This is a genomic window from Microvirga brassicacearum (assembly GCF_008757455.1).
Classification (GTDB): domain Bacteria; phylum Pseudomonadota; class Alphaproteobacteria; order Rhizobiales; family Beijerinckiaceae; genus Microvirga; species Microvirga brassicacearum.
In genome coordinates, this window is record NZ_VCMV01000013.1 from 227,913 (window position 1) to 248,494 (window position 20,582).

Annotated in this window: 8 protein-coding genes; 6 read left to right on the plus strand and 2 right to left on the minus strand. The window is 59.0% G+C overall.

The features are described 5' to 3' along the window. Nucleotides 1-6 precede the first annotated feature (6 nt). The 6 genes from FEZ63_RS08665 (at nt 7) to FEZ63_RS08690 (ending at nt 17,429) form a co-directional block, all read left to right on the plus strand. Complete coding sequence (locus FEZ63_RS08665) at nt 7-759, plus strand: ABC transporter permease (RefSeq protein ID WP_150943362.1); 753 nt, start codon at nt 7-9, stop codon at nt 757-759. Further along, a complete protein-coding gene (locus tag FEZ63_RS08670) occupies nt 759-1,463 on the plus strand; it encodes a fumarylacetoacetate hydrolase family protein (protein ID WP_150944131.1) in 705 nt (234 codons plus the stop codon). The genes FEZ63_RS08665 and FEZ63_RS08670 overlap by 1 nt, the downstream gene beginning before the upstream one ends. Before the next feature lie 174 nt (nt 1,464-1,637). Beyond that, complete coding sequence (locus FEZ63_RS08675) at nt 1,638-1,862, plus strand: cupin domain-containing protein (RefSeq protein ID WP_150943364.1); 225 nt, start codon at nt 1,638-1,640, stop codon at nt 1,860-1,862. Between the two features lie 412 nt (nt 1,863-2,274). Further along, complete coding sequence (locus FEZ63_RS25920; protein ID WP_150943366.1) at nt 2,275-5,028, plus strand: calcium-binding protein; 2,754 nt, start codon at nt 2,275-2,277, stop codon at nt 5,026-5,028. A 631-nt stretch (nt 5,029-5,659) separates the two neighbouring features. Further along, entirely contained in the window at nt 5,660-13,165 is a 7,506-nt protein-coding gene (locus FEZ63_RS25925) for a cadherin domain-containing protein (protein ID WP_150943368.1), read from the plus strand. A gap of 172 nt (nt 13,166-13,337) precedes the next feature. Continuing rightward, nucleotides 13,338-17,429 (plus strand): hypothetical protein, encoded by a 4,092-nt coding sequence (locus tag FEZ63_RS08690; RefSeq protein WP_150943370.1) that lies wholly within the window; start codon nt 13,338-13,340, stop codon nt 17,427-17,429. Nucleotides 17,430-17,938: 509 nt separating this feature from the next. Here the strand turns inward: FEZ63_RS08690 and FEZ63_RS08695 are convergent. Further along, the gene (locus FEZ63_RS08695; RefSeq protein ID WP_150943372.1) at nt 17,939-19,552 is read right to left on the minus strand and encodes a GMC family oxidoreductase; all 1,614 of its coding nucleotides are present in this window, start codon (nt 19,550-19,552) and stop codon (nt 17,939-17,941) included. Between the two features lie 57 nt (nt 19,553-19,609). Next, nucleotides 19,610-20,578: a branched-chain amino acid ABC transporter permease gene (locus FEZ63_RS08700; protein ID WP_150943374.1), complete on the minus strand. Its 969-nt coding sequence runs from the start codon at nt 20,576-20,578 to the stop codon at nt 19,610-19,612. Nucleotides 20,579-20,582 lie beyond the last annotated feature (4 nt).

Here is a 20,582-nt window from a genome sequence, read left to right on the forward strand (position 1 = left end):
GCGACCATGATGATTTTCGGATATCGGGTGCCGATGATGGCCTCGCTCATGGTCTGGTGCGTGATCTGGGAACTGGTCGGCCAGGCCGGCTTGATATTTCTCATCCCGCCGCTCTCGAGCGTGCTGGTCGCGGCCGCCGCCCTGGTACAGACCGGGACGTGGCAAGCCGCTGCTCTCATCACGCTGCACAGCTTCGTCGTCGGCATGGTGCTCGCCATCGTCGTCGGCGTCACACTGGGCGTGCTGATGGGGCGGTTCAAGGCCGTGGACGACCTGTTCGGCATCTGGGTCAACATCTTCGTCAGCGCGCCGTTATCTGCGCTCGTGCCGGTGCTGATGATCCTCTTCGGGATCGGCGAAACCACCGTGATCGTCACGGTGTTCCTCTTCGCCGTCTGGATCATTGTGCTCGACACGCGGGCCGGCATCCAGCACGTGCCCAATTCACTGATCGAAATGGGGCGCAGCTACGGCGCCACCACCTTCGCTCTTTACAGCAAGATCGTTCTCCTTGCGGCGCTCCCGGAAATCCTCGCGGGGATTAGGCTGGGGTTGGTCCGTGGCGTAAAGGGCGTGGTGATCGGCCAGCTTCTGGTTTCGATCATCGGATATGGCGAACTGTTCGAGCTTTATTCGCGCAGCTTCGACATGGAGAACTTCTGGGCGTTGACCATCATCCTCTTCGCTGCGGCGATGCTGATGTCGGCGGCCATCGAACACGTTGAGAAAAAAGTCGATTATTACGCAGGAGTAAGATGATGAATGCGCCTATCTCTACGGCTGGCTATGTTGTTGAGCCGTTGCCGATCCCGAGTTTGCCGGTGAAGGGCAGCGACAAGCTGTTCCCGGTTCACCGCATCTATTGCGTCGGGCGCAACTATGCCGAACATGCGATCGAGATGGGACACGACCCATCCAAGGAGCCGCCGTTCTTTTTTCAGAAGAACCCGGACAACGTCGTCACGGACGGCCAATTCCCTTATCCGACCATGACGTCGGATGTGCATTTCGAGATCGAGATGGTGGTGGCGCTGGCCAAGGGCGGCGTCGACATCCCGGTCGACAAGGCGCTCGACCATGTCTTCGGCTATGGCGTGGGGCTCGATATGACCCGCCGCGATCTCCAGGGCGAAGCCAAAAAACTCGGTCGCCCTTGGGAAGTCGGCAAGGCCTTCGAGGCCTCCGCGCCCTGCACGCCGCTGGTGCCTGCGAGCGAAATCGGCCACCCGGCCTCGGGTGCGGTATCGCTGAAGGTCAATGGCGATCTCCGCCAGGAGGGCGACCTCAACCAGATGATCTGGAAGGTGCCTGAGATGATCTCCTATCTGTCCAGGCTTTTCACCCTGCAGCCCGGCGACATCATCATGTCGGGCACGCCGGCAGGCGTCGGCGCCATCGTCAAGGGCGACGTGCTCGAAGGTTTTGTCGAGGGCGTGGGCAGGCTTGAGGTTCGGGTCGTCTAGACGATCCGCTCGGCATCCAGTTCATTCACCACGAATGGCCTGCGGCGGCCTCCGGCTCGCCGCAGGTTTTTTTTGTGCCCTCGCGTGTGTCTATTCGCTCGAGATGCTCATGCTGCGCGGCGGCGGCACCAGGGAGCGCGCCATCATGGGGCCGACCCGCGGAACGGTCACCGGGTGCAATTGCTGAACCCCGGCAGCACATCCCACACCGCGCGCCTGCTCGGCAACGGCCGCTGGTTCCTGGGCGACAGCGCCGAATGGCCGGGCGTTATTCCGGCCGATGCGGAGATCGCCAATTTGAATGAGCTGGCGGCGATGTATCCTGCTGTTCCCCCAGAAATGCGCGAGATCGCTGCCTCGGTGCGGGATATGGCGATGGGGCAGGCCAGCCCGCGATAGCCGCGACGGCATTCAACTTTTGACGCTGTGACAGCGTAACCGACTCATTGAGACGAATCGCCAGTCGGCTCGGCTCAGAGCGGCACCAAGGTGCCGGAAGGCTTGCTGCGGGACGAGTGCGGCAGCGCACGCTGTAAGGTCATGTCGGCTCCAAGATGCCTTCCAAAGCAGCATTGCCCATCTTGATTGCGTCTCTCCTACATGAATGGAGAGTTGTGGGCTGATTTCCGCAAATGTACATCGCTTGACCCAACGTGCACTTGCGGATTCGCTTGGATGTTCGGGCGCCGACGCAGGGAACTGTCGTGCCGTTTTCGCGACGGCGCACTCAGCGCCTTTACCAATGAATTCCGCCTACTGACAAACCCTTGGCGCGCTTGGATGCCGCCGCCTTACTCCCGGGAGACAACCGATGACGAATAAGATCTGGGGCACCGAAGACGTCGTAAAAACCATCCCAAACATCACGGTGGCGAGACCGTCCCTCACGACTCTCCCGGATGGCCGCTATGTGGTGACGTGGGCAGAGGGCAACGGAAACCTTGGCTTCCAGCTTTACACCAGTCACGGCGCCAAGATCGGCGGATCACAGTACGTCACAAACGCGCTCCACGCGAACTCAGCGACTGAGATTCAAGCGTTTGGCTCGGAGGGTAACTTCTCCGTCACCTGGAGCCAGGAGAGTGGTCAAAGTCCGAATGTCGTCAAGACCACCTACACGCGAGCCTACAACTTTACCGGCGAGCCTCTGGGCGATGCCAAGATTGTGGTTGGAAGCACCACTGCAAAGCACGGGGCAGCCACGAGCCAGGACGCCAACGGATGGGCCGTCGCCCACGTGGATGGCACAACGATCTCTCTCTCTCACTACACCGAAGCCGGTGTGACGAGCACCGTTCCCGTGGCGACGGGCGCGGCGACGCCCGGTCTCGACATGGCTTATCTCGGACAATCGAGCGGGTTGTCCAAGCACGTCATCGCGTATACGGGCGCGGGCGGCACCGTCAAGTATAGCATTGTCACCGGCACGACAGTCGCAACCTTCCCTGCTTCGGGAACTATGATCGGTACTATTGCGGACGTCGTTGCTTTGAAGAATGTTGACGGGACACCAAACGGCAAGTTCGTCATCGTTACCGACGACGGCAGCAATGCTCATGCGCTGAGAGCATACGAATTCGATTCGTCCGGTGCACAAATAAGAACATTCTCGATTTCCACTGACGTAAGGCCGAGCACTGGCGATTTCGTAAGCGTGTCCGCGCTCCGTGACGGCGGGTTCGCGGTGACTTACACCGCCCAGACCGTAGACGGTCCTAGCAGGAATGACGCCGGAGACATCTACTTCAAAGCTTATCATCCGGGTGACATTGAAGCCAATGTCACTGCGGTCAGGATCAATGCCCGCGCTGGTGATGTGGACGGTATCGGCGCGCAGCATACCTCATCCATCGTTGAAATGGCGGACGGCCGTTCGGCGGTTTCCTGGTATGATGGGACGGGGAGCGCGGGCAACGGCAGCAATATCTCGACCACGATCGTCGATGCGCGCACGAGCGCAGTGACTGTCAACGGAACGGGCCACGCCGATGAGTTTTATGGCTCCGAATACTCCGGCGACGTGCTCAACGGCTTTGCCGGCGGCGATGTTCTTTATGGGGGCCTTGGAGGCGACTCGCTCGATGGCGGCGCGGACAACGACACGCTCTTCGGCGAAGCAGGTTCGGATACACTCCTCGGTGGAACCGGAAATGATGCCATGTACGGCGGTGCCGACAACGACACCCTGAATGCGGGCGCAGACGATGACAGTCTCTACGGCCAAGACGGCGCAGACACTCTCAATGGCGATGCAGGCAACGACACGCTCCTCGGCGGAGCCGGCGCGGACGTTTTGAACGGGGGGGGCGATACCGATCTAGCCTCGTACCAGGACGCGGGCGCCGGCGTGACGATAAACCTGCTCGATGGAACCCTCAACACTGGCGATGCACAAGGTGACACCTATCTCAGCATCGAAGGGTTCCTCGGGTCGAACTATGGTGATCTGTTCATCGGCGACAACAACGCCAACATTTTCAATGGAGGCGGCGGCAGCGATACCGTTTCGTACGCCGGCCACGCGCCGGGCGTAACCGTCGATCTCGCGGCGGGAACGGGACCTGACGGCGACGTGCTGCAAAACTTCGAGAATGTCATTGGAACCGACGGCAACGATACGCTTACCGGAAACAGTGCCATCAACGTCCTCTCCGGCGGTGCCGGCAACGACATCTATTTCGTCCAGGACACCGGCGACTACGTCGCCGAGGCGGCGAGCGGCGGGATCGACACTGTCAATACCAGTGCCACCTACACTCTGTCAGCCTTTGTTGAAAACCTCGTCGGAACCGGATCAGGCGCCATCTCGCTGACCGGCAACGACCTTGCCAACTCGATCACCGGCAACGATGCCGACAACGTCATCAATGGCGGCGGCGGCGCCGACATCATGGCGGGCGGCGGCGGCAACGACATCTACTACGTCGACAATGCCGGCGACGTGATCGTCGACTCGTCGGGTATTGATACCGTCGTGCTGGCGGCAAGCATTTCATTGGCCAACTTCACCAATGTGGAGAACGTCATTTTGTCTTCGACGGGCGCGTTCAGCCTCGACGGAAGCGAGCTTGCAAACACGCTCACCGGAAACAACGCCGCGAACGTGCTCAATGGCTTCGGCGGCAACGATATCATCATGGGCCTCGGCGGCAACGACCGGCTCAACGGCGGAACCGGCAACGACACCATCTATGGCAGCACCGGCAAGGATACGCTATATGGCGGCTCGGGCAAGGATGTGTTCGTGTTCGATTCACGGTCCAACAAAAGGACGAACCTCGACAAGATCGCCGATTACGTCGTGAGGGATGACAGCATCTGGCTCGATAACGCTGCGTTCTCGAGCAAGATCGGCAAGGGCGCGCCCACCGCGCCACGTAAGCTCAACAAGGCCTTCTTCACCGTCGGCGAGGCGGCAAAGGACAAAAACGACTACATCATCTACAGCAAGTCGAAGGGCGTGCTCTACTACGACAGCGATGGTTCGGGCGGCAAGGCGAAGGTCGAGATCGCCACCATGAAGAAGAACCTCAAGATGACGGCAGCTGAGTTCTTCGTCATCTGACGGCCGTAGAGCTCGTGCTAGAAAATCGACCTCATCGAGAAAGCGCGTCCGCGATTCCGGGCGCGCTTTTTTGGTTGGTTTCTCGAAAATGCGGTCTGGTTTCGCGAGCGTGAGAGCCAGATCGAGGTGCTGGCGAGTCTCTCCTGCGAACGAGGGCTCGCGAGCCATGCAGCCGGCGATCACGCGGCCAGAGGTGGCCGGCGGCCGCTCCGGGTTGAGGCTGGTCTCCGAGCGAAGGTGAAGACGAAGGATTTCAACCGCAGGCTGGGCATCTGCCACTTTCTCCGCCCTGGAATCTTCGCTGTGCGCACTCGCGGTCCCGCCAGAGCTGCTTCGCGGAGCAGAGTACCGGGTCGCCAGAGGGCCGCGCGGCGCACACTCAGCCGGGTCACCACAAGGTTCCGCGGCTGTGTCCGAGCGCTGGCAGGCGACAATGTTCCTTCCGGCTCCGCATCGCGGCCGAGCACCGCTGCAGGTGCCGCAACGGGATTAACCACATGCGCGCCCGCCGATAGGACGGTTGTCTTTGCGGCAGAAACCGTATTGCGTGCGGAACCAAGGAATGTTACAACATTTAATAGGAGCTTAAGAGTCTCCAGGCTCGGCTGTGCAATCTGTGGAGGAAGTCGCGATGGCAACATCATCTGATTATGAGAATTCAGAAGCCAACAACGTGGCGCGTGAGCATGATGACTTTACAACGTCTGATCGCAGTATATCCACTGCAGTACAACTGCCAATCGGATATCCCCATCCGGCCGAAGAGCGTCCGAACGCGAATGCAATCGGGCTCGATCTCCTCGCAGACGCGCGAGACGGACGGCGCTCCCTGGACGCGTTCCGCACAGCCGAGGCCGCTGCTCTCACAGGTGGCGAGATGGCAACCGCAGCAACCGCCAAGGGCGCTCAGGATCCGGTCAAGTCAGATTCGCAGCAGAACTTCTTGACGAAGAAAACAGTGGCGCCGGCGTATAGCCCGTCCACAAATTTGCACACCGGCACCGCGGCCATCGCTCCCCCGTTTGTCGAATCAAACTCGGAAAGCGGTTTCTCCACGCTCGAACCAGACGCCACGGCAATGCAGACCAGCGGCGGCATGGAGCAGCTGGCGAACTCGAGGCACGAAGGTACAATCAACAACGATACCCTGGACGGGTCCAACGATTCCCAGCCCCCATTTTTCGGCCATAATATATATGATGGGCTCGCGGGACACGACTTCATCCGCGGCTCAAACTACGGCGACGAACTCCTCGGCAACGAAGGCAACGACACGCTGGTTGGCGGAAAGGGGAACGACACGTTCGACGGAGGCAACGGGTTCGACTACATATCCTACGCCCAGGAAAAGGGCACGGGTAATGGTACCGGCTTCTGGCAGGGTGCGGTATTCGTCAATTTCACCCCTTGGTCTCAGCAAGTCGTTATGACTGGCGGAGATCCCTATTCTTTGGCGTCGAATGGAGCTGTTGATACCTGGGGACATATTGATACGCTCGACGGTGTAGAGGGCGTGCTCGGCACCTCGTTCGGTGACAACATTTATGCATCGGGCAATGGCAGCCGCACGTTCGCTTTTTTTGGCGGTGGGGGCGACGATATAATCACCGGCGGAGAGTATGTTCTTGAGGGCGACACGCTCGATGGTGGTAATGGCGCGGACTCGATATACGGCGGTGAGGGTGGTGATCGCATCTATGCGTCGCAAGGGGCCGCTTCCGATGGCACCATTGATCAGCTCTACGGTGACAACGGCAACGATACCCTCGAAGGCTCCGCGGAAGATTATCTGACAGGCGGCAACGGCAGCAACACGCTGATCGGCGGCCACATCCTCTACGATTTCACGACGCCCGTCACGGTCAACCTCTCGACCTCTCGGGCTTATCACGCCTCTGGGGTCGACATCCTTCAGGGCGTGTTCTGGGCTCAAACCGGAAACGGTGCCGACACCTTCATCGCCGGCACCACCGGAGCCTATTTCAACGGCGGCGGGGGGGATGACAACTTCTGGGGCGGATCTGGAAACGATACGCTGGTCGGTGGCTCAGGCTATGACGTGTTCCACGCCACGGCCGGCAATGATGTCATCGATGCTGGCGAAAATCGCGGAAGCCTCGATTACACCGGTCTCAATAATTCCGTCGAGGTAAACCTCGTCGCCGGAACGGCCGTCAAACTGGGGAACGGCACCGATACCTTCTACAGTATCAAGGATGTGGATGGGTCGAACTTCGACGACCACATCATCGGCGCCAACATCGATGGCGGCAGCTACATCAACGGCCGCTGGGGTAACGATACCATCGAAGGCTTGGAACTCAACGACCAGCTTCATGGCGATGCCGGCAACGACAGCATCATCGGCGGCATGGGAGACGACAAACTCTACGGAAGCACCGGCAACGACACGCTCGACGGCGGCATCGGCGCGGATACGATGGAGGGTGGCACTGAGGACGACGTCTATTACATCAACAATGTGGGCGACGTCGTAAAAGAAGACCTGGCCGAGAACGGCATCGACACGGTCCATACCACCATCAGTTATTCGCTGGGCTCCTTCATCGAGCATGCCATCGTGGGTGGTTCCGCAGGCGTCACCATCACCGGCAACGATTCGGTCAATCACCTCACCAGTGGTGACGGCAGCGACACGCTCGACGGCGGCGACGGCGCGGACGTATTGGTCGGCGGCAATGGCAATGACAGGCTTAATGGCGGTGTCGGTGCCGACATCATGACCGGCGGCAACGGCGACGATATCTTCTACATCGATAACCTCGGCGATTTCGCGACCGAACTGAACGGCACCGGTGGCGGAACCGACACTGCGTATGTGTCCGTCAAGAATTTCGACGGCCGTAAACTGGCGAATATCGAAAACATCGTTCTGGTCGGACCCGACGCCAGCATCAACTTCCCGCCCGACGCACCCGTCGTGAAGGGCGCCCTGCTGCCCATCAACGAGAATTTCGGTGGGCCCGTCTGCACGGTTGTGTCCACGAACCTCGACGGCAACGGCGGCGCTCTGGAATACTACTTGGTGAACGATTTTGGCGGCAAGTTTGCCATCGACAAGACGACCGGCAAGATCGCTTTGCAGGCTGCAGTCAACTACGAGACCGACCCCAACCTCATCGTCATCGACGCAGGTAAGTCGACCGAGAAGAAATACTTCAACCTCCAGGTCTACGCTGTGGAGACCGAAGTCGGGGGCCTCCAGTCGCCCAACGGCACCGTTCAGGTCTTCATCACGAACATCAACGAGAAGCCAACCGGCATCACTTATTCGCCCACCCAGATCGTCGAGGGCGGACCGGAAGGGCAGCAAATTGCCTCGGTCCTGAGCGTGTCCGATCCTGATACACCCCCGGCGTTCCGCGACTTCCGCTATGCTCTCGTCGGCGCTCCGGACAATATCCTCGACGGGAAAGGCATGTTCGCCGTTGACTCGCTCACCGGCACTATCAAGGTTGGTACGGCCCGACTGCCGAACATCGAAACGCCGACCGAATACACGATCCAGGTGAGGGTCATGGATAGCGGCGATAGCAGCCTTTTCCACGTTCAGACCGTCAAGATCACCGTCAATCCGCTGGCCAATACCCGTCCGGACGCTCCTGTCGTGCAGGGCGTGATGTCTGCCGTTGCCGAAAATCAAACGGACAAGTTCGCCACGGTGCGGTCGACGGACGACGGCAATGGCGGCGATATCAGCTATCAACTCGTGGACGATTTCAACGGCCAGGTCACGATTGATTCTGCAACCGGCGAGATCAGGCTGGCGGCGGGAGTGAGTTACGAGAGCGCCACCGGCGTGATCACCACCGGGTCTGGAACGGCGGGGGAGACAAAGTATTTCCCCATCAAGGTCTATGCTCTGGAAAGCATCTCCGGCCTGCGGTCGCTCGCCACCAATCTCTCCGCCTACATCACCAACGTCAACGAAGCTCCAACCGGCGTGACCTTCGGCACCGTCAACACGACTCTGCGGGCAGGGACAACAGGTGCGGGCGTCAACGTAGTGTTGGCGACGGCCGTCGATCCGGATTCGACCTGGAGCGGGTTTGCGACCAACAAGTTCATGTTCTCCAATGGGCTGCAGGTCTCCGGACATTTCAGGATCCATGCCGATACTGGCCAGATCACGACGGATGTGCCGCTCACGGCAGCGGATGCAGGATTGGTCACGCTTCAGGTCGTGGCGTACGATCCGAACACGCCAGGATCCAGTACGGTGCCCGTCACGTTCACCGTGTCAGCCGACACTGCGCCGACCAACGTGCGCCTGACGACGGGCGGCGCCGCGGTGACGGTGGCCGAAAACTCCACGGTCGTGGGCACGGTCACGGCTGACGACAACGGCGGTGCGGCAGGGCTTCGCTACTCCATTGCGAGCAATGCGAATTTCGACATCGACGCCACCACGGGCCAGATCTTTGTCAAGGGCACGGCCAATCTGAGCTACGAAGGGGGGACGCAGACCTATAGCGTTGATGTCACGGCGACGGATGCGAACGGGACAGGCCTGTCCTCTGCGCCACGGACCATCACCATCACTCTCAGCGACGTCAACGAGGCCGCGGCGGATCTTGCCTTCACCGGCCAGCAGACAATCAAAGCAGGCGTAACGGGTGCCGGTGAGAATGTCGCGTTGGCCACGGCGTCCGACCCGGACATCCTCAATACGGCGTTCACGAACAACCTGTACCGGTTCGCCAACGGGACGCAGATCGATGGCAAGTTCACGATCCACGCCACCACTGGCCAGATCACGACCAACGATGCCATCACGGCTGCGGATGTGGGCAGCAAGACGTTGAGCGTGGAAGCGTATGACGAAGGCAACGGCGCACTCGTATACACCGAGAGCCACACCTTCACCATTGCAGATCCACTGAACATGAACCCGACCATCACAGGCATCGTGAACGGGGTTACGACGCCGGATAACGAGCTGGCGTCGCTGTTCGCCGGGATCAACATCATCGATGACGGCATTCTGTCGGTGTGGGTTGCCTGGACGGGTGGTGCGGGGAATCTTGCAAACATTCCCCTGTCCACCGATTTCCCCAACGCGATCATCGGCTCCTATGCACCCGGCGACACGCAGTTCTTCATCGAAGGCAGCGCCCAGGACGTCTCCCTTATTCTGCAGGCGCTCAAGTTTGATCCGGAGGATCGTCCAAACGATCCCGTCGGCACGGCGGTGGATACCGACTTCACCGTTACGGTTACGGATTCTGGTGGTTTGACCGCGCAGGTGCCCGTCGTCGTGACGTCCACGACAGCCAACCGGATGCCGACCAATATCATGCTGAATGCAGGACCGCTCTTCGAGGATACCGGTGTAGGGGTCTCGATCGGAGACTTGACGGCGACCGACGAGAACGGGGGCGACACGATCACTTTTGACTTCGCCAATGATCCCAATGCCAACCCCGGCAACCTCTTCCGCATCGACATAATAAACGGGGGTCCGGTGCTTGTGGTCAACGGGCTGCTCGATTACGAGACTGCACCTCATGGCGATGGCATCCCGAATGGCAACCGCTGGTATGAGGTATTGATCACGGCGTCCGACGGAGCCCTCACCTCTCCGCCTGAGCTCGTGAAAGTCTTCGTCACGGACGTCAATCCCGACAACCGCGCGCCGGTCATCGAGGAAGGTCAGACCGACTGGACGATCGAGGATACGGCGATCGCCTCACCTTTCTCGGAACTCACATTCACCGACCAGGATGGCGGAGACATCACGGTCACCATCCAGCTTGATATTCCAAGCTCTGGTGTGCTGGATAACTTTCTGGCGAATGGTGTCACGTACGGATACGATGATCTGAGCGGCTATTATTGGGTAACCGGCGCTGCCGATCTCGTGACGGATGCGGTCAACGCCCTGACGTTTGACCCCGATGATCGGGCCAACGCGCCCTATCATGACCCGGTTGTCACCCATTTCGAGGTTACGGTCTTCGACGCGCGTACTTTCGCGATCTCCACCGTGACAGTCACATCCGAGGCTGCAAACCGCCTGCCGACCAACATTTCCCTGTCGGCGAATTCGATCAATGAAAGCAATGGCCAGGGAACACCTGTCGGCGTTCTCGGCGCGACGGATACGAACCAGGGTGACACCGTCTTCACCTTCGCGTTGACGGACGATGCCGGCGGCCACTTCCGGCTCGACTTCGATCAGGTCACCGGCGTCTATCAGCTTATGGTGGAAGCCCAGCTCGACTATGAAACCGCGCCGCATGGCGACGGGGTTCCCAATGGCGTTCGCTGGTACGAGGTGAAGGTCACCGCGTCCGATGGCCATCCGAACGGGACCTCGAACGAACAGACCCTCATCGTCTACGTGACCGACGACCCGACGGACAACAATGCTCCGTCGGCGCCGACGCTGACGGACGGCGCAATCGCCGAAACAGCGGCTCTAAACGATTATGTGGGCGAGCTGAACGCGTCCGATATCGACTCCGACGTGGTGACGTTCACCTTCGCGGATTCGGGATCGGCGACCAGCCACGACGGCGCGTTCAAAATCGTGCTCAACACCACATCCGGCAAGTACGAGATCCGGGTTGCCAGCCAGGATGCAATCCAGGTCTCGCAAGACACCGATATCCCCTATGTGATCGTGGCCTCCGATGGACGGGGCGGTACGGCCTCGGCGTCGGTGGTCATCTCGATCGACCATATCAACAAGGCGCCCGACACCTTGACCTTCGACAACGGCCTCACAGCGGTCACCGTCGCCGAAAACCTGCGGGGTGAGCAGCTTGGCATATTGCTGGGCAGCGATCCCGATGCGACCGATCCGGCATCGAGCTTGCAATACGCGATCTCACCCGAGAACGGCGATCCGAGCCATCGGTTTGAGGTTGTCGGCGGCGTGTTGAAATTGATCGACGGCGTGGCTCTTGACTACGATACCCTGCCGGACGGCGCGAAGTTCTACACCGTCAAGGTGCGGGTGACGGACACCCAAGGAGCCCACTTCGATCAGATCTTCACCATCAACGTGTCGAACGATCCCGTCGATCCGCCCAACAACAATCCGGGCAGCCTGACATTCACCGACACGACGACGCAGGCGGATTCTGTCGAGGGCGTGCTTGGTGCCACGATTGGAACCTTGCTCGGCACCGATCCGGACGCGAATGATACCGGATTGCTGACCTACCGGCTCATCAATGATCCGAGCGGAAAGTTCGAAGTGGTAAACGGGGTGTTGAAGGTAATAGCCACCGAAAGCCTCGATGTCTCAACACCGCAGCATACGGTGACAGTGCGGGTATGGGACGGCCATGGCGGCTACCTGGATCAGAACTTCGTGATCGATGTGACGCCGGAGGGGACGAACACTCCGCCAACGAATCTCACATTGTCGCAGCTTTGGGTCATGGAGCTTGCATCGACCAATGACTTTGTCGGGCAACTCTCTGCCAACGATGCTGATCCCTTAACTTACTGGATTGTCGATTCGAACGGCAACGAAGTCGCCAATGACGGCCGGTTCAAAATCGTCAACAATCAGCTTCAGGTAGCTGACGGCCTCAAGCTCGATTACGAGCACGGTTTCTTCCACGATGTCGTCATCCGCGCGAGAGATGGCTCTTCGTACACGGAGCAGTCGTTCCACATCGACGTTATCGACCTGATTGGTGAATCCGTTTTCGGCAACACGTCCGACAACGTGATCATGGCCAATTACGGCAACGACAAGTTTGTGGGTGGCGATGGTGACGAGATCATGTCCGGAGGGCTTGGTCGTGACACGTTAACCGGCAACGGTGGAAACGATGCTTTTGTATTTGACAAGAACCCCACTTCGGCAAACCGCGACACGGTCACCGACTTCCATGTGGGAGAAGATAAAATCCACCTCTTGGGGTCGATCTTCAGGCTGAATTCGCTGAAGGGCCAAGCGTTGAATGACGCAACCTTCTACAATGGAGCCGATGGCACGACCTTTAAGGCCACGACGCGCATCATTTACGAGAAGACCGGAACAACCGCGAAGCTGTACTATGATCGGGATGGAAATCTGGCTGGGGAACGGGTCGAGATCGCATCCTTCACGACGATTAAACCCGATCTAACTTTCAGTGATTTCTTGGTGATCTGACGTCCCCATCTCGAAAGGGGCGAACTCGGCCTATTGAAATGCAAAGACGCCTGTCAGCTGAAAAGCGGCAGGCGTTTTTTTTGCGCATTTTTCCGAGTTGCGAATGTAGTGTTATGATGCTACGTTACATTACGCATTTTCACAGTTTTCTAACTTTTTTCAGGAGGCCAGTATGCCAAGAAACCTCACATTCCAAGCCTGCAATGGTTTTACTCAGGCCAATTTGCTGAGCGTCGAAATTCCCGAGAATTTGGCTGCCGGAACCGTATTAGGAAAGCTGGTAGGTTTCGTCGCCGGCGAAGATCTATCCAAATTGGTGTGGAATCCGCTCACGGCGTCTGGCCAGCCGGGAAGCGATTCAGGCCGATATAAAATTATTCAGGCAACATCTGGAGGGGTCGGGTACGCCGCAGGCGACCTGGTCGTGGTCATCGATGATGCGACGAAAACCAGCTACGAAACTGCCAACGATTACATCAACGCAATCAAATATTCTTCCACCTCGGCTCCAGGATATACGGCTCTGGACACGTACAATGTAGGCTTCGGTCTTCCAATGGCCGATCTGAACGAGGGGCCGAAAAATGTTGCATTATCAAACAATACGATCGTTGAAGAACAAGTAAATCTGTCGATCGGTGACCTGAGTTCTTTTGATGAAGACGACGATTACTGGGGTGGCACCAATCCTATCGTGTACTCAATTGTCACCGGCCTGGACAGCGATTTTTTTGAACTGACAGGAACCAACAACAGGTCTCTTAAGCTGAAGGCGAACAAGAAGCTCGATTATGAGACCGCTAAGGTCGATCCGGTCACTTTGGAACGTTACTATGAAGTGAAAATCAAGGCCACAGATGGTGGTGGATATGACATCGACGGAAATCAGCTCGATTCCAGCACGAGCGCCAATTCCGAAACGATAGTTCGAGTTTTTGTCACTAACGCCAGTGAAGCGGTTCCGGTGGTGCAGTTCAGCACAGCTGCGCCGACAGTGACGCATGACGAAGGCAATTCGGGCGCCGTCACCTACACCTACACGCTCTCGCGGGACAGCGCCACGGGTGGTTCCTCGACGGTCAACTGGACGGTATCGGCGACCGGCGCCAACGCGGCGACGACGGCGGATTTTGGCGGCGCGTTCCCATCCGGAACGGCGACCTTCTTTGGCAGCGATTTGACGACGACGTTCAATGTCACGGTAACGGGCGACACCGCGGTTGAGCCGGACGAGCAGTTCACCGTCACGCTGACGCCTCTCACAACCGGCGGCAATGCCACGGTGCTCGCCACGAACAGCACCGCGTCGGGCCAGATCGACAACGACGACAACGCGCCTCCGACGAATCCGACGATTACGGTTGCAGCGGTCGATCTGGCGGAGAACGGGGCGGCGGTTGCCTCGGTGGCGACGGTTATGTCGACCGACGACAACTTTGGCGGCACGACGCTCCAATACGAGATCGTCACCAATCCGGGCAACCTGTTCACGATCAACAATGCGGGCGTGATCTCGTTTGCGGGCGGTGCAAACTACGAGTCGTCCACCGTTGGACTCCAGACCGAGAATGCGGGTCAGCCGAACGAGCGCAAGTACTTCAACGTCGTGGTACGCGCCGTGGAGAGCGGCGGCGGCCTCACCTCGGGCAACACGACGGTGAAGGTCTATCTCAACGACCTGAACGAGGCGCTGACCGACGCAACCTATGCGCCGAATGTGATGAGCGAGAACGCGGCAGCCGGGACAAGCGTTGCGGCGGCACCGAGCGTCGTCGACCCAGACACGGTGGCGGCAAACCGGGACTTCCGCTACAGCCTGGTCAATGCCGACGGCAGCAATTACAGCGGAACTGCCTTTGCCATCAACGCCACCACGGGCGCGATCTCGGTCGGCGCGGGCGGACTTCCCAATGTGTCTTCCCAGACGGTCATCCCGGTCTATGTGAAGATCACCGACAAGGGCGGCGCCGGCTTTTCCCACACCGAGCAGGTTGATGTCACCGTCAACCCGATTAACACGCCTCCGACCAATCCGACGATTACGGTTGCGGCGGTGGACCTGGCGGAGAACGGGGCGGCGGTTGCCTCGGTGGCGACGGTCGCGTCGACCGACGACAACTTTGGCGGCACGACGCTCCAATACGAGATCGTCACCAATCCGGGTAACCTGTTCACGATCAACAATGCGGGCGTGATCTCGTTCGCTGCCAACGCGAACTACGAGTCGACCACCGTTGGACTCCAGACCGAGAATGCGGGTCAGCCGAACGAACGCAAGTACTTCAACGTTGTAGTACGCGCCGTGGAGAGCGGCGGCGGCCTCACCTCGGGCAACACGACGGTGAAGGTCTATCTCAACGACCTCAACGAGGGGCCGAGCGACGCGACCTATACGCCGAATGTGATGAGCGAAAGCGCTCCTTCGGGAACGCCCGTCGCTGCGGCTCCGACTGTAGTCGACCCAGACACGGCGGCGGCGAACCGTAACTTCCGCTTCTACCTGGTCAATGCTGACGACACCAACTACAGCGGTAACAGCTTCACCATCAATTCTACAACGGGCGCGATTTCGGTCGGTGCTGGGGGGCTACCCAGCGTAGCCGTCCAAACGGTCGTCCCGGTCTATGTGAAGATCATAGACATGGGTGGTACCGGCTTCTCCTACACCGAGCAGGTTGACGTCACCGTCAACCCCGCAAGCGTAAATTCTCCCCCAACCGCGCCGACGATTTCGGTAGCAGCGGTAGATCTGACAGAGAACGGGACGGCTGTTGCCTCGGTGGCGACGGTGGCGTCAAGCGACGACAACTTTGGCGGCACGACGCTCCAATACGAGATCGTCACCAATCCCGGCAACCTTTTCACGATCAACAATGCGGGGGTGATCTCGTTCGCGGGCGGTGCCAACTACGAGTCGTCCACCATCGGACTCCAGACCGAGAATGCCGGTCAGCCGAACGAACGCAAGTACTTCAACGTTGTGGTACGCGCCGTGGAGAGCGGCGGCGGCCTAACCTCGGGCAACACGACGGTGAAGGTCTACCTCGACGATTTGAACGAGGGACCGACCGATGCGACTTATACGCCGAACGCGATCATCGAAAACGCCATTGTTGGAACAACCATTGCGGTTGCTCCGACAGTGACAGATCCCGACACGGTGGAGGCAAACCGCAACTTCCGCTACAGCTTGGTCAATGCTGACGGCACCAATTACATTGGTAATAGCTTCACGATCAATGATACGACCGGCGAGATCAAGGTCGGCGTTGGCGGACTTCCCAATGTAGCGGTCCAGACGGTGATCCCAGTTTATGTCAAGATCACCGATATGGGCGGGACTGGTGCGTCACATACCGAACAGGTTGATGTCACGGTCAATCCCGTGGGCCATCAGCCAGCTCAACCTCCGAACGATATCCAGCTCAGCGGCACGACGGCCTTGGAGTATGCTGCCACGGGAACGGAAATCGGCACATTGACTGCGACAGACCCAGACGGAGCGGGAGCTTTCACCTTCTTGCTCACGGATGACCGGTTCGAGATCGTCGGCAGCCGCCTCCTTGTGAAGAACGGCTTCAAACTCGACTTCGAGCAGGCTCGGTCGCATCAGGTCGCCGTCCAGGTTAAGGACGCGACTGGGCTGACCTTTACGAAGAACCTCACGATCAATGTCGGCGATGTGAATCCAGAGTTCACCCTCGGCACGGTCGGCGACGACGTGTTCTACGGCGGCGCAGCCAACGATCGGCTCTCAGGCAATTTCGGCAACGATCGGCTCTATGGCGGCGCCGGCAACGACATTGTGAAGGGCGAGCGCGGCAACGACGTCATCGGTGGCGGAGACGGGAAGGACAAGCTCTATGGCTTCAAGGGATCGGCGAGCAAAGATGCCTTCGTCTTCGACACCAAGCTCACCAGCAAGTCGGTGGCGAACAAGCACAAGGACGTGATCTACGACTTCGGGCCGAAATACGACTCGATCTACCTCGACGACGCCGCATTCACCAACAAGACAATCGCAAAATATGCGAAAGGAAAGGGTGTTTCCCTTGATAAGAAACTGAAATTCAAGAGCAGTTTCTTCAAGGTCGGCGACAAGGCCTTGGACAAGGACGACTTCCTCATCTTCAATAAAGCCAAGGGCAAGCTATACTGGGACGTCGATGGCTCGGGATCGAAGGGAATGCTCGAGATCGCCACCATCAAGTTGCAGAAGGGCGAGTCGACGACACTGACCTACAAGGACTTCTTCTTCATCTAGTTGAGGCAAGACCAAGGATCCCCCTCAGCGAAAGCCGAGGGGGATCTTGTCGTAACTGGTTCGGAATTGGATTTCCGCCCTCCCGAATCCAGCTCTACCGTTTGGGTTTGCCGCACGATTTTGGCAGATGCCGGATCCTCCGGACGAGGCTCTAACAGCAGATCAGATGTATGCCGAGAATGCCGCGAGTGGTGGTATGTCGACTGCCGCCCAAGCAAGCAGTTGCTTCCGCCGGGCGATGGTGCCTTGCCCCGATGTCGAAACCTATTTCGACGCACCTCGGCGTCGCGCAACGACATTTAATGACGAGCGCGAAATGCGCCCGAATTTCTCCCGGTTTCTCAACATGCGGCTCGTTTTGGAACTCGTGAACGAGAGGCCGGCCGAGAGACGGGAGGACGGTCCATCGAAGATCTTGCGACGTCACATGGATCGGAGTTGGTTCCGAATTAGAAGCCAATCAGTTCCCCATAACCGAAAATGCCTCTCATCCGCTATCAGGATGCCGATCAGCTGCGATGATCCTCAAGGATCATTTCGGCGCCTTTCTCGGCAATCATCAGTGTTGGGGAATTGGTGTTCCCACTCGTGATCGCGGGCATGATCGATGCATCGATGACGCGGAGATTTTCGACCCCCCGGACGCGTAACCGGGCGTCCGTCACGGCCAATGGATCCTCAGAAATCCCCATCCTGGCGGTGCCAACCGGGTGGAAGATCGTCGTACCGATGTCCCGCGCGCCAGCGAGAAGTTCCTCATCCGTTTGGAGCTCGGGACCCGGCTTGTACTCTTCGGGATGATACTTTTTCAGTGCGGGCATCGACACGATCCGCCGTACCAGCCGGAGCGACTCGACGGCTACCTCCTGGTCTTCCACGGTCGACAACGCATTAAGCCGGATCGCCGGAGGCGTGGCAGGATCGTCGCTGGTGATATGAATGGATCCGCGGCTGGTTGGCCGCAAGTTGCAGACGCTCGCCGTGAAGGCCGGGAACGGGTGGGGAGCATCCCCAAACTTGTCGAGCGAGAGGGGCTGAATGTGAAACTGCAGGTTCGGGGTCGCGTAGCGCGGTGACGAGCGTGCGAAGGCACCCAGTTGGGACGGCGCCATGGTGAGAGGACCGCGGCGGAAGAGCGCGTATTCGAGCGCCATGTGGCCCTTCCTGATGAGCGAGCGATACTCCTCGTTCAGCGTCCGCACTCCCGAGACGCGGAAAATGGGGCGGAGTTGCAGGTGGTCCTGCAGGTTTTCGCCGATGCCCGGCAGATGCCGGATCACCGCAATGCCGCGCTGCTGGAGAAGAGCGCCGTTGCCCAGCCCCGAAAGCTGCAGGAGTTGAGGCGTTGCGACGGCACCTGTCGATACGATGACTTCCCGCCGCGCCATCACGCGTCTCACACCGCCATTCTGCCGAAACTCCACGCCAACCGCGCGTTTGCCATCGAAGAGAATCCGGGTCGCATGCGCGTGCGTCTCAACTTTCAGGTTCGGGCGCGATAAAGCGGGTCTCAGAAAACCTCGAGCGGAGGACCAGCGGCGTCCGCTCTTCTGGTTGACGTGAAAATAGGCTACGCCTTCGTTGCTTCCAGTGTTGAAATCATCCGTTCGCGGAAAGCCCGCCTCGACCGCGGCTTCGACGAATGCATCGAGGATGTCCCAACGCACACGCGGCGCCTCAACGCGCCACTCGCCGCCAACACCATGATGCTCGCCCTGACCGAGATAATGGTCCACCTGCCGCCGGAAGATCGGTTTGACGTCATCCCAGCCCCAGCCGGTGAGCCCCAGCTGACGCCAGCCATCATAATCCTCCCGCTGACCGCGCATATAGATCATCGCATTGATGGCGGACGAGCCGCCAAGGACCTTGCCGCGCGGGTAGTTGAGGACGCGATCGTTGAGGCCCGGCTCGCTCTCGGTCTTATACATCCAGTCGGCGCGCGGGTTGCCGATGGCAAAAAGGTATCCCACTGGGATGTGAAACCAGATCCAGTTGTCTTTGCCGCCAGCCTCCAGCAGGCACACTGAATCACGTGGACTGACCGACAATCGGTTCGCCAGAACGCACCCGGCAGAGCCCGCACCAACGACGACGTAGTCGAACGTTTCATTCATCGGCATGGGTAACCTCGATAATTGGACCGCCGCGTTGCGGTTCTCGCCGCTCCCACGTCGAACTTATTGCGGCGCTTTCCTCTTCAGGAGTTCCATGACCTCGCCCGCGATACCGCGTCGGAACAGCAGCACGCAGATCACGAAGATGATGCCGATCAACACGGTCACGGGAAAATCGGAAGCCGCCAGATAATTCTGCAGGGCAATCACGAGTCCAGCACCGACAACTGGCCCGATCAGCGTTCCGATGCCCCCCAACAACGTCATCAAAATGACCTCACCGGACATTTGCCACTGTACGTCGGTAAGGGTCGCGAACTGAAAGACGATCGCCTTCGTGCCTCCTGCCAAACCTGCCAATGCCGCCGACATCACGAAGGCGCCAAGCTTGTAGCGATCAACACGATAACCCAGCGATACCGCCCGCTTCTCGTTTTCCCGAATGGCTTTGAGAATATTCCCGAAGGGCGAGTTCACGATGCGCCAGATTGCGAAAAAGCCGGCCAGAAAAATCGCCAGCGTGACATAGTACATCGGCAACGGGTGATTGAGATCGAGAAGCCCGAGAAGATGGCCGCGTGGGACACCCTGAATGCCATCTTCGCCATGAGTGAAAGGCACCTGCAGGCAGATGAACGCGAACATTTGTCCGAGTGCGAGCGTGATCATGGCGAAATAGATGCCTTGGCGCCGGATCGCCAGGAATCCGACGAAGACGCCGAGGATTGCCGCGCCGGTAGCGCCAAGAAGGATGCCGGAAAGAGGCTCCCATCCCCACACCTTGACGGCGTGCGCAGTAATGTAGGCAGCGCCGCCGAAGAATGTCGCGTGGCCGAACGAGAGTAGCCCCACATAGCCGATCAGCAGGTTGAACGCGCACGCGAAGAGCGCGAAGCACAGAACGCTCATCAGGAAAATCGGGTAAAGGAAAAAAGGAGCTGCCAAAAGCAGCGCCAGAACGATGGCGCCGAGGAGCGCCGTCGAGGTTCGCAGTTTGGATTGGGATGTTAAGAGGCCGGTTTCAACAGTCATGATG

What these genes read in the sequence shown, in the direction of transcription:
- FEZ63_RS08665 (WP_150943362.1), top strand. Translation starts at nt 7, where the DNA reads ATGATGATTTTCGGATATCGGGTGCCGATGATGGCCTCGCTCATGGTC.
- FEZ63_RS08670 (WP_150944131.1), top strand. Translation starts at nt 759, where the DNA reads ATGAATGCGCCTATCTCTACGGCTGGCTATGTTGTTGAGCCGTTGCCG.
- FEZ63_RS25920 (WP_150943366.1), top strand. Translation starts at nt 2,275, where the DNA reads ATGACGAATAAGATCTGGGGCACCGAAGACGTCGTAAAAACCATCCCA.
- FEZ63_RS25925 (WP_150943368.1), top strand. Translation starts at nt 5,660, where the DNA reads ATGGCAACATCATCTGATTATGAGAATTCAGAAGCCAACAACGTGGCG.
- FEZ63_RS08690 (WP_150943370.1), top strand. Translation starts at nt 13,338, where the DNA reads ATGCCAAGAAACCTCACATTCCAAGCCTGCAATGGTTTTACTCAGGCC.
- FEZ63_RS08695 (WP_150943372.1), bottom strand. Translation starts at nt 19,552, where the DNA reads ATGCCGATGAATGAAACGTTCGACTACGTCGTCGTTGGTGCGGGCTCT.
- FEZ63_RS08700 (WP_150943374.1), bottom strand. Translation starts at nt 20,578, where the DNA reads ATGACTGTTGAAACCGGCCTCTTAACATCCCAATCCAAACTGCGAACC.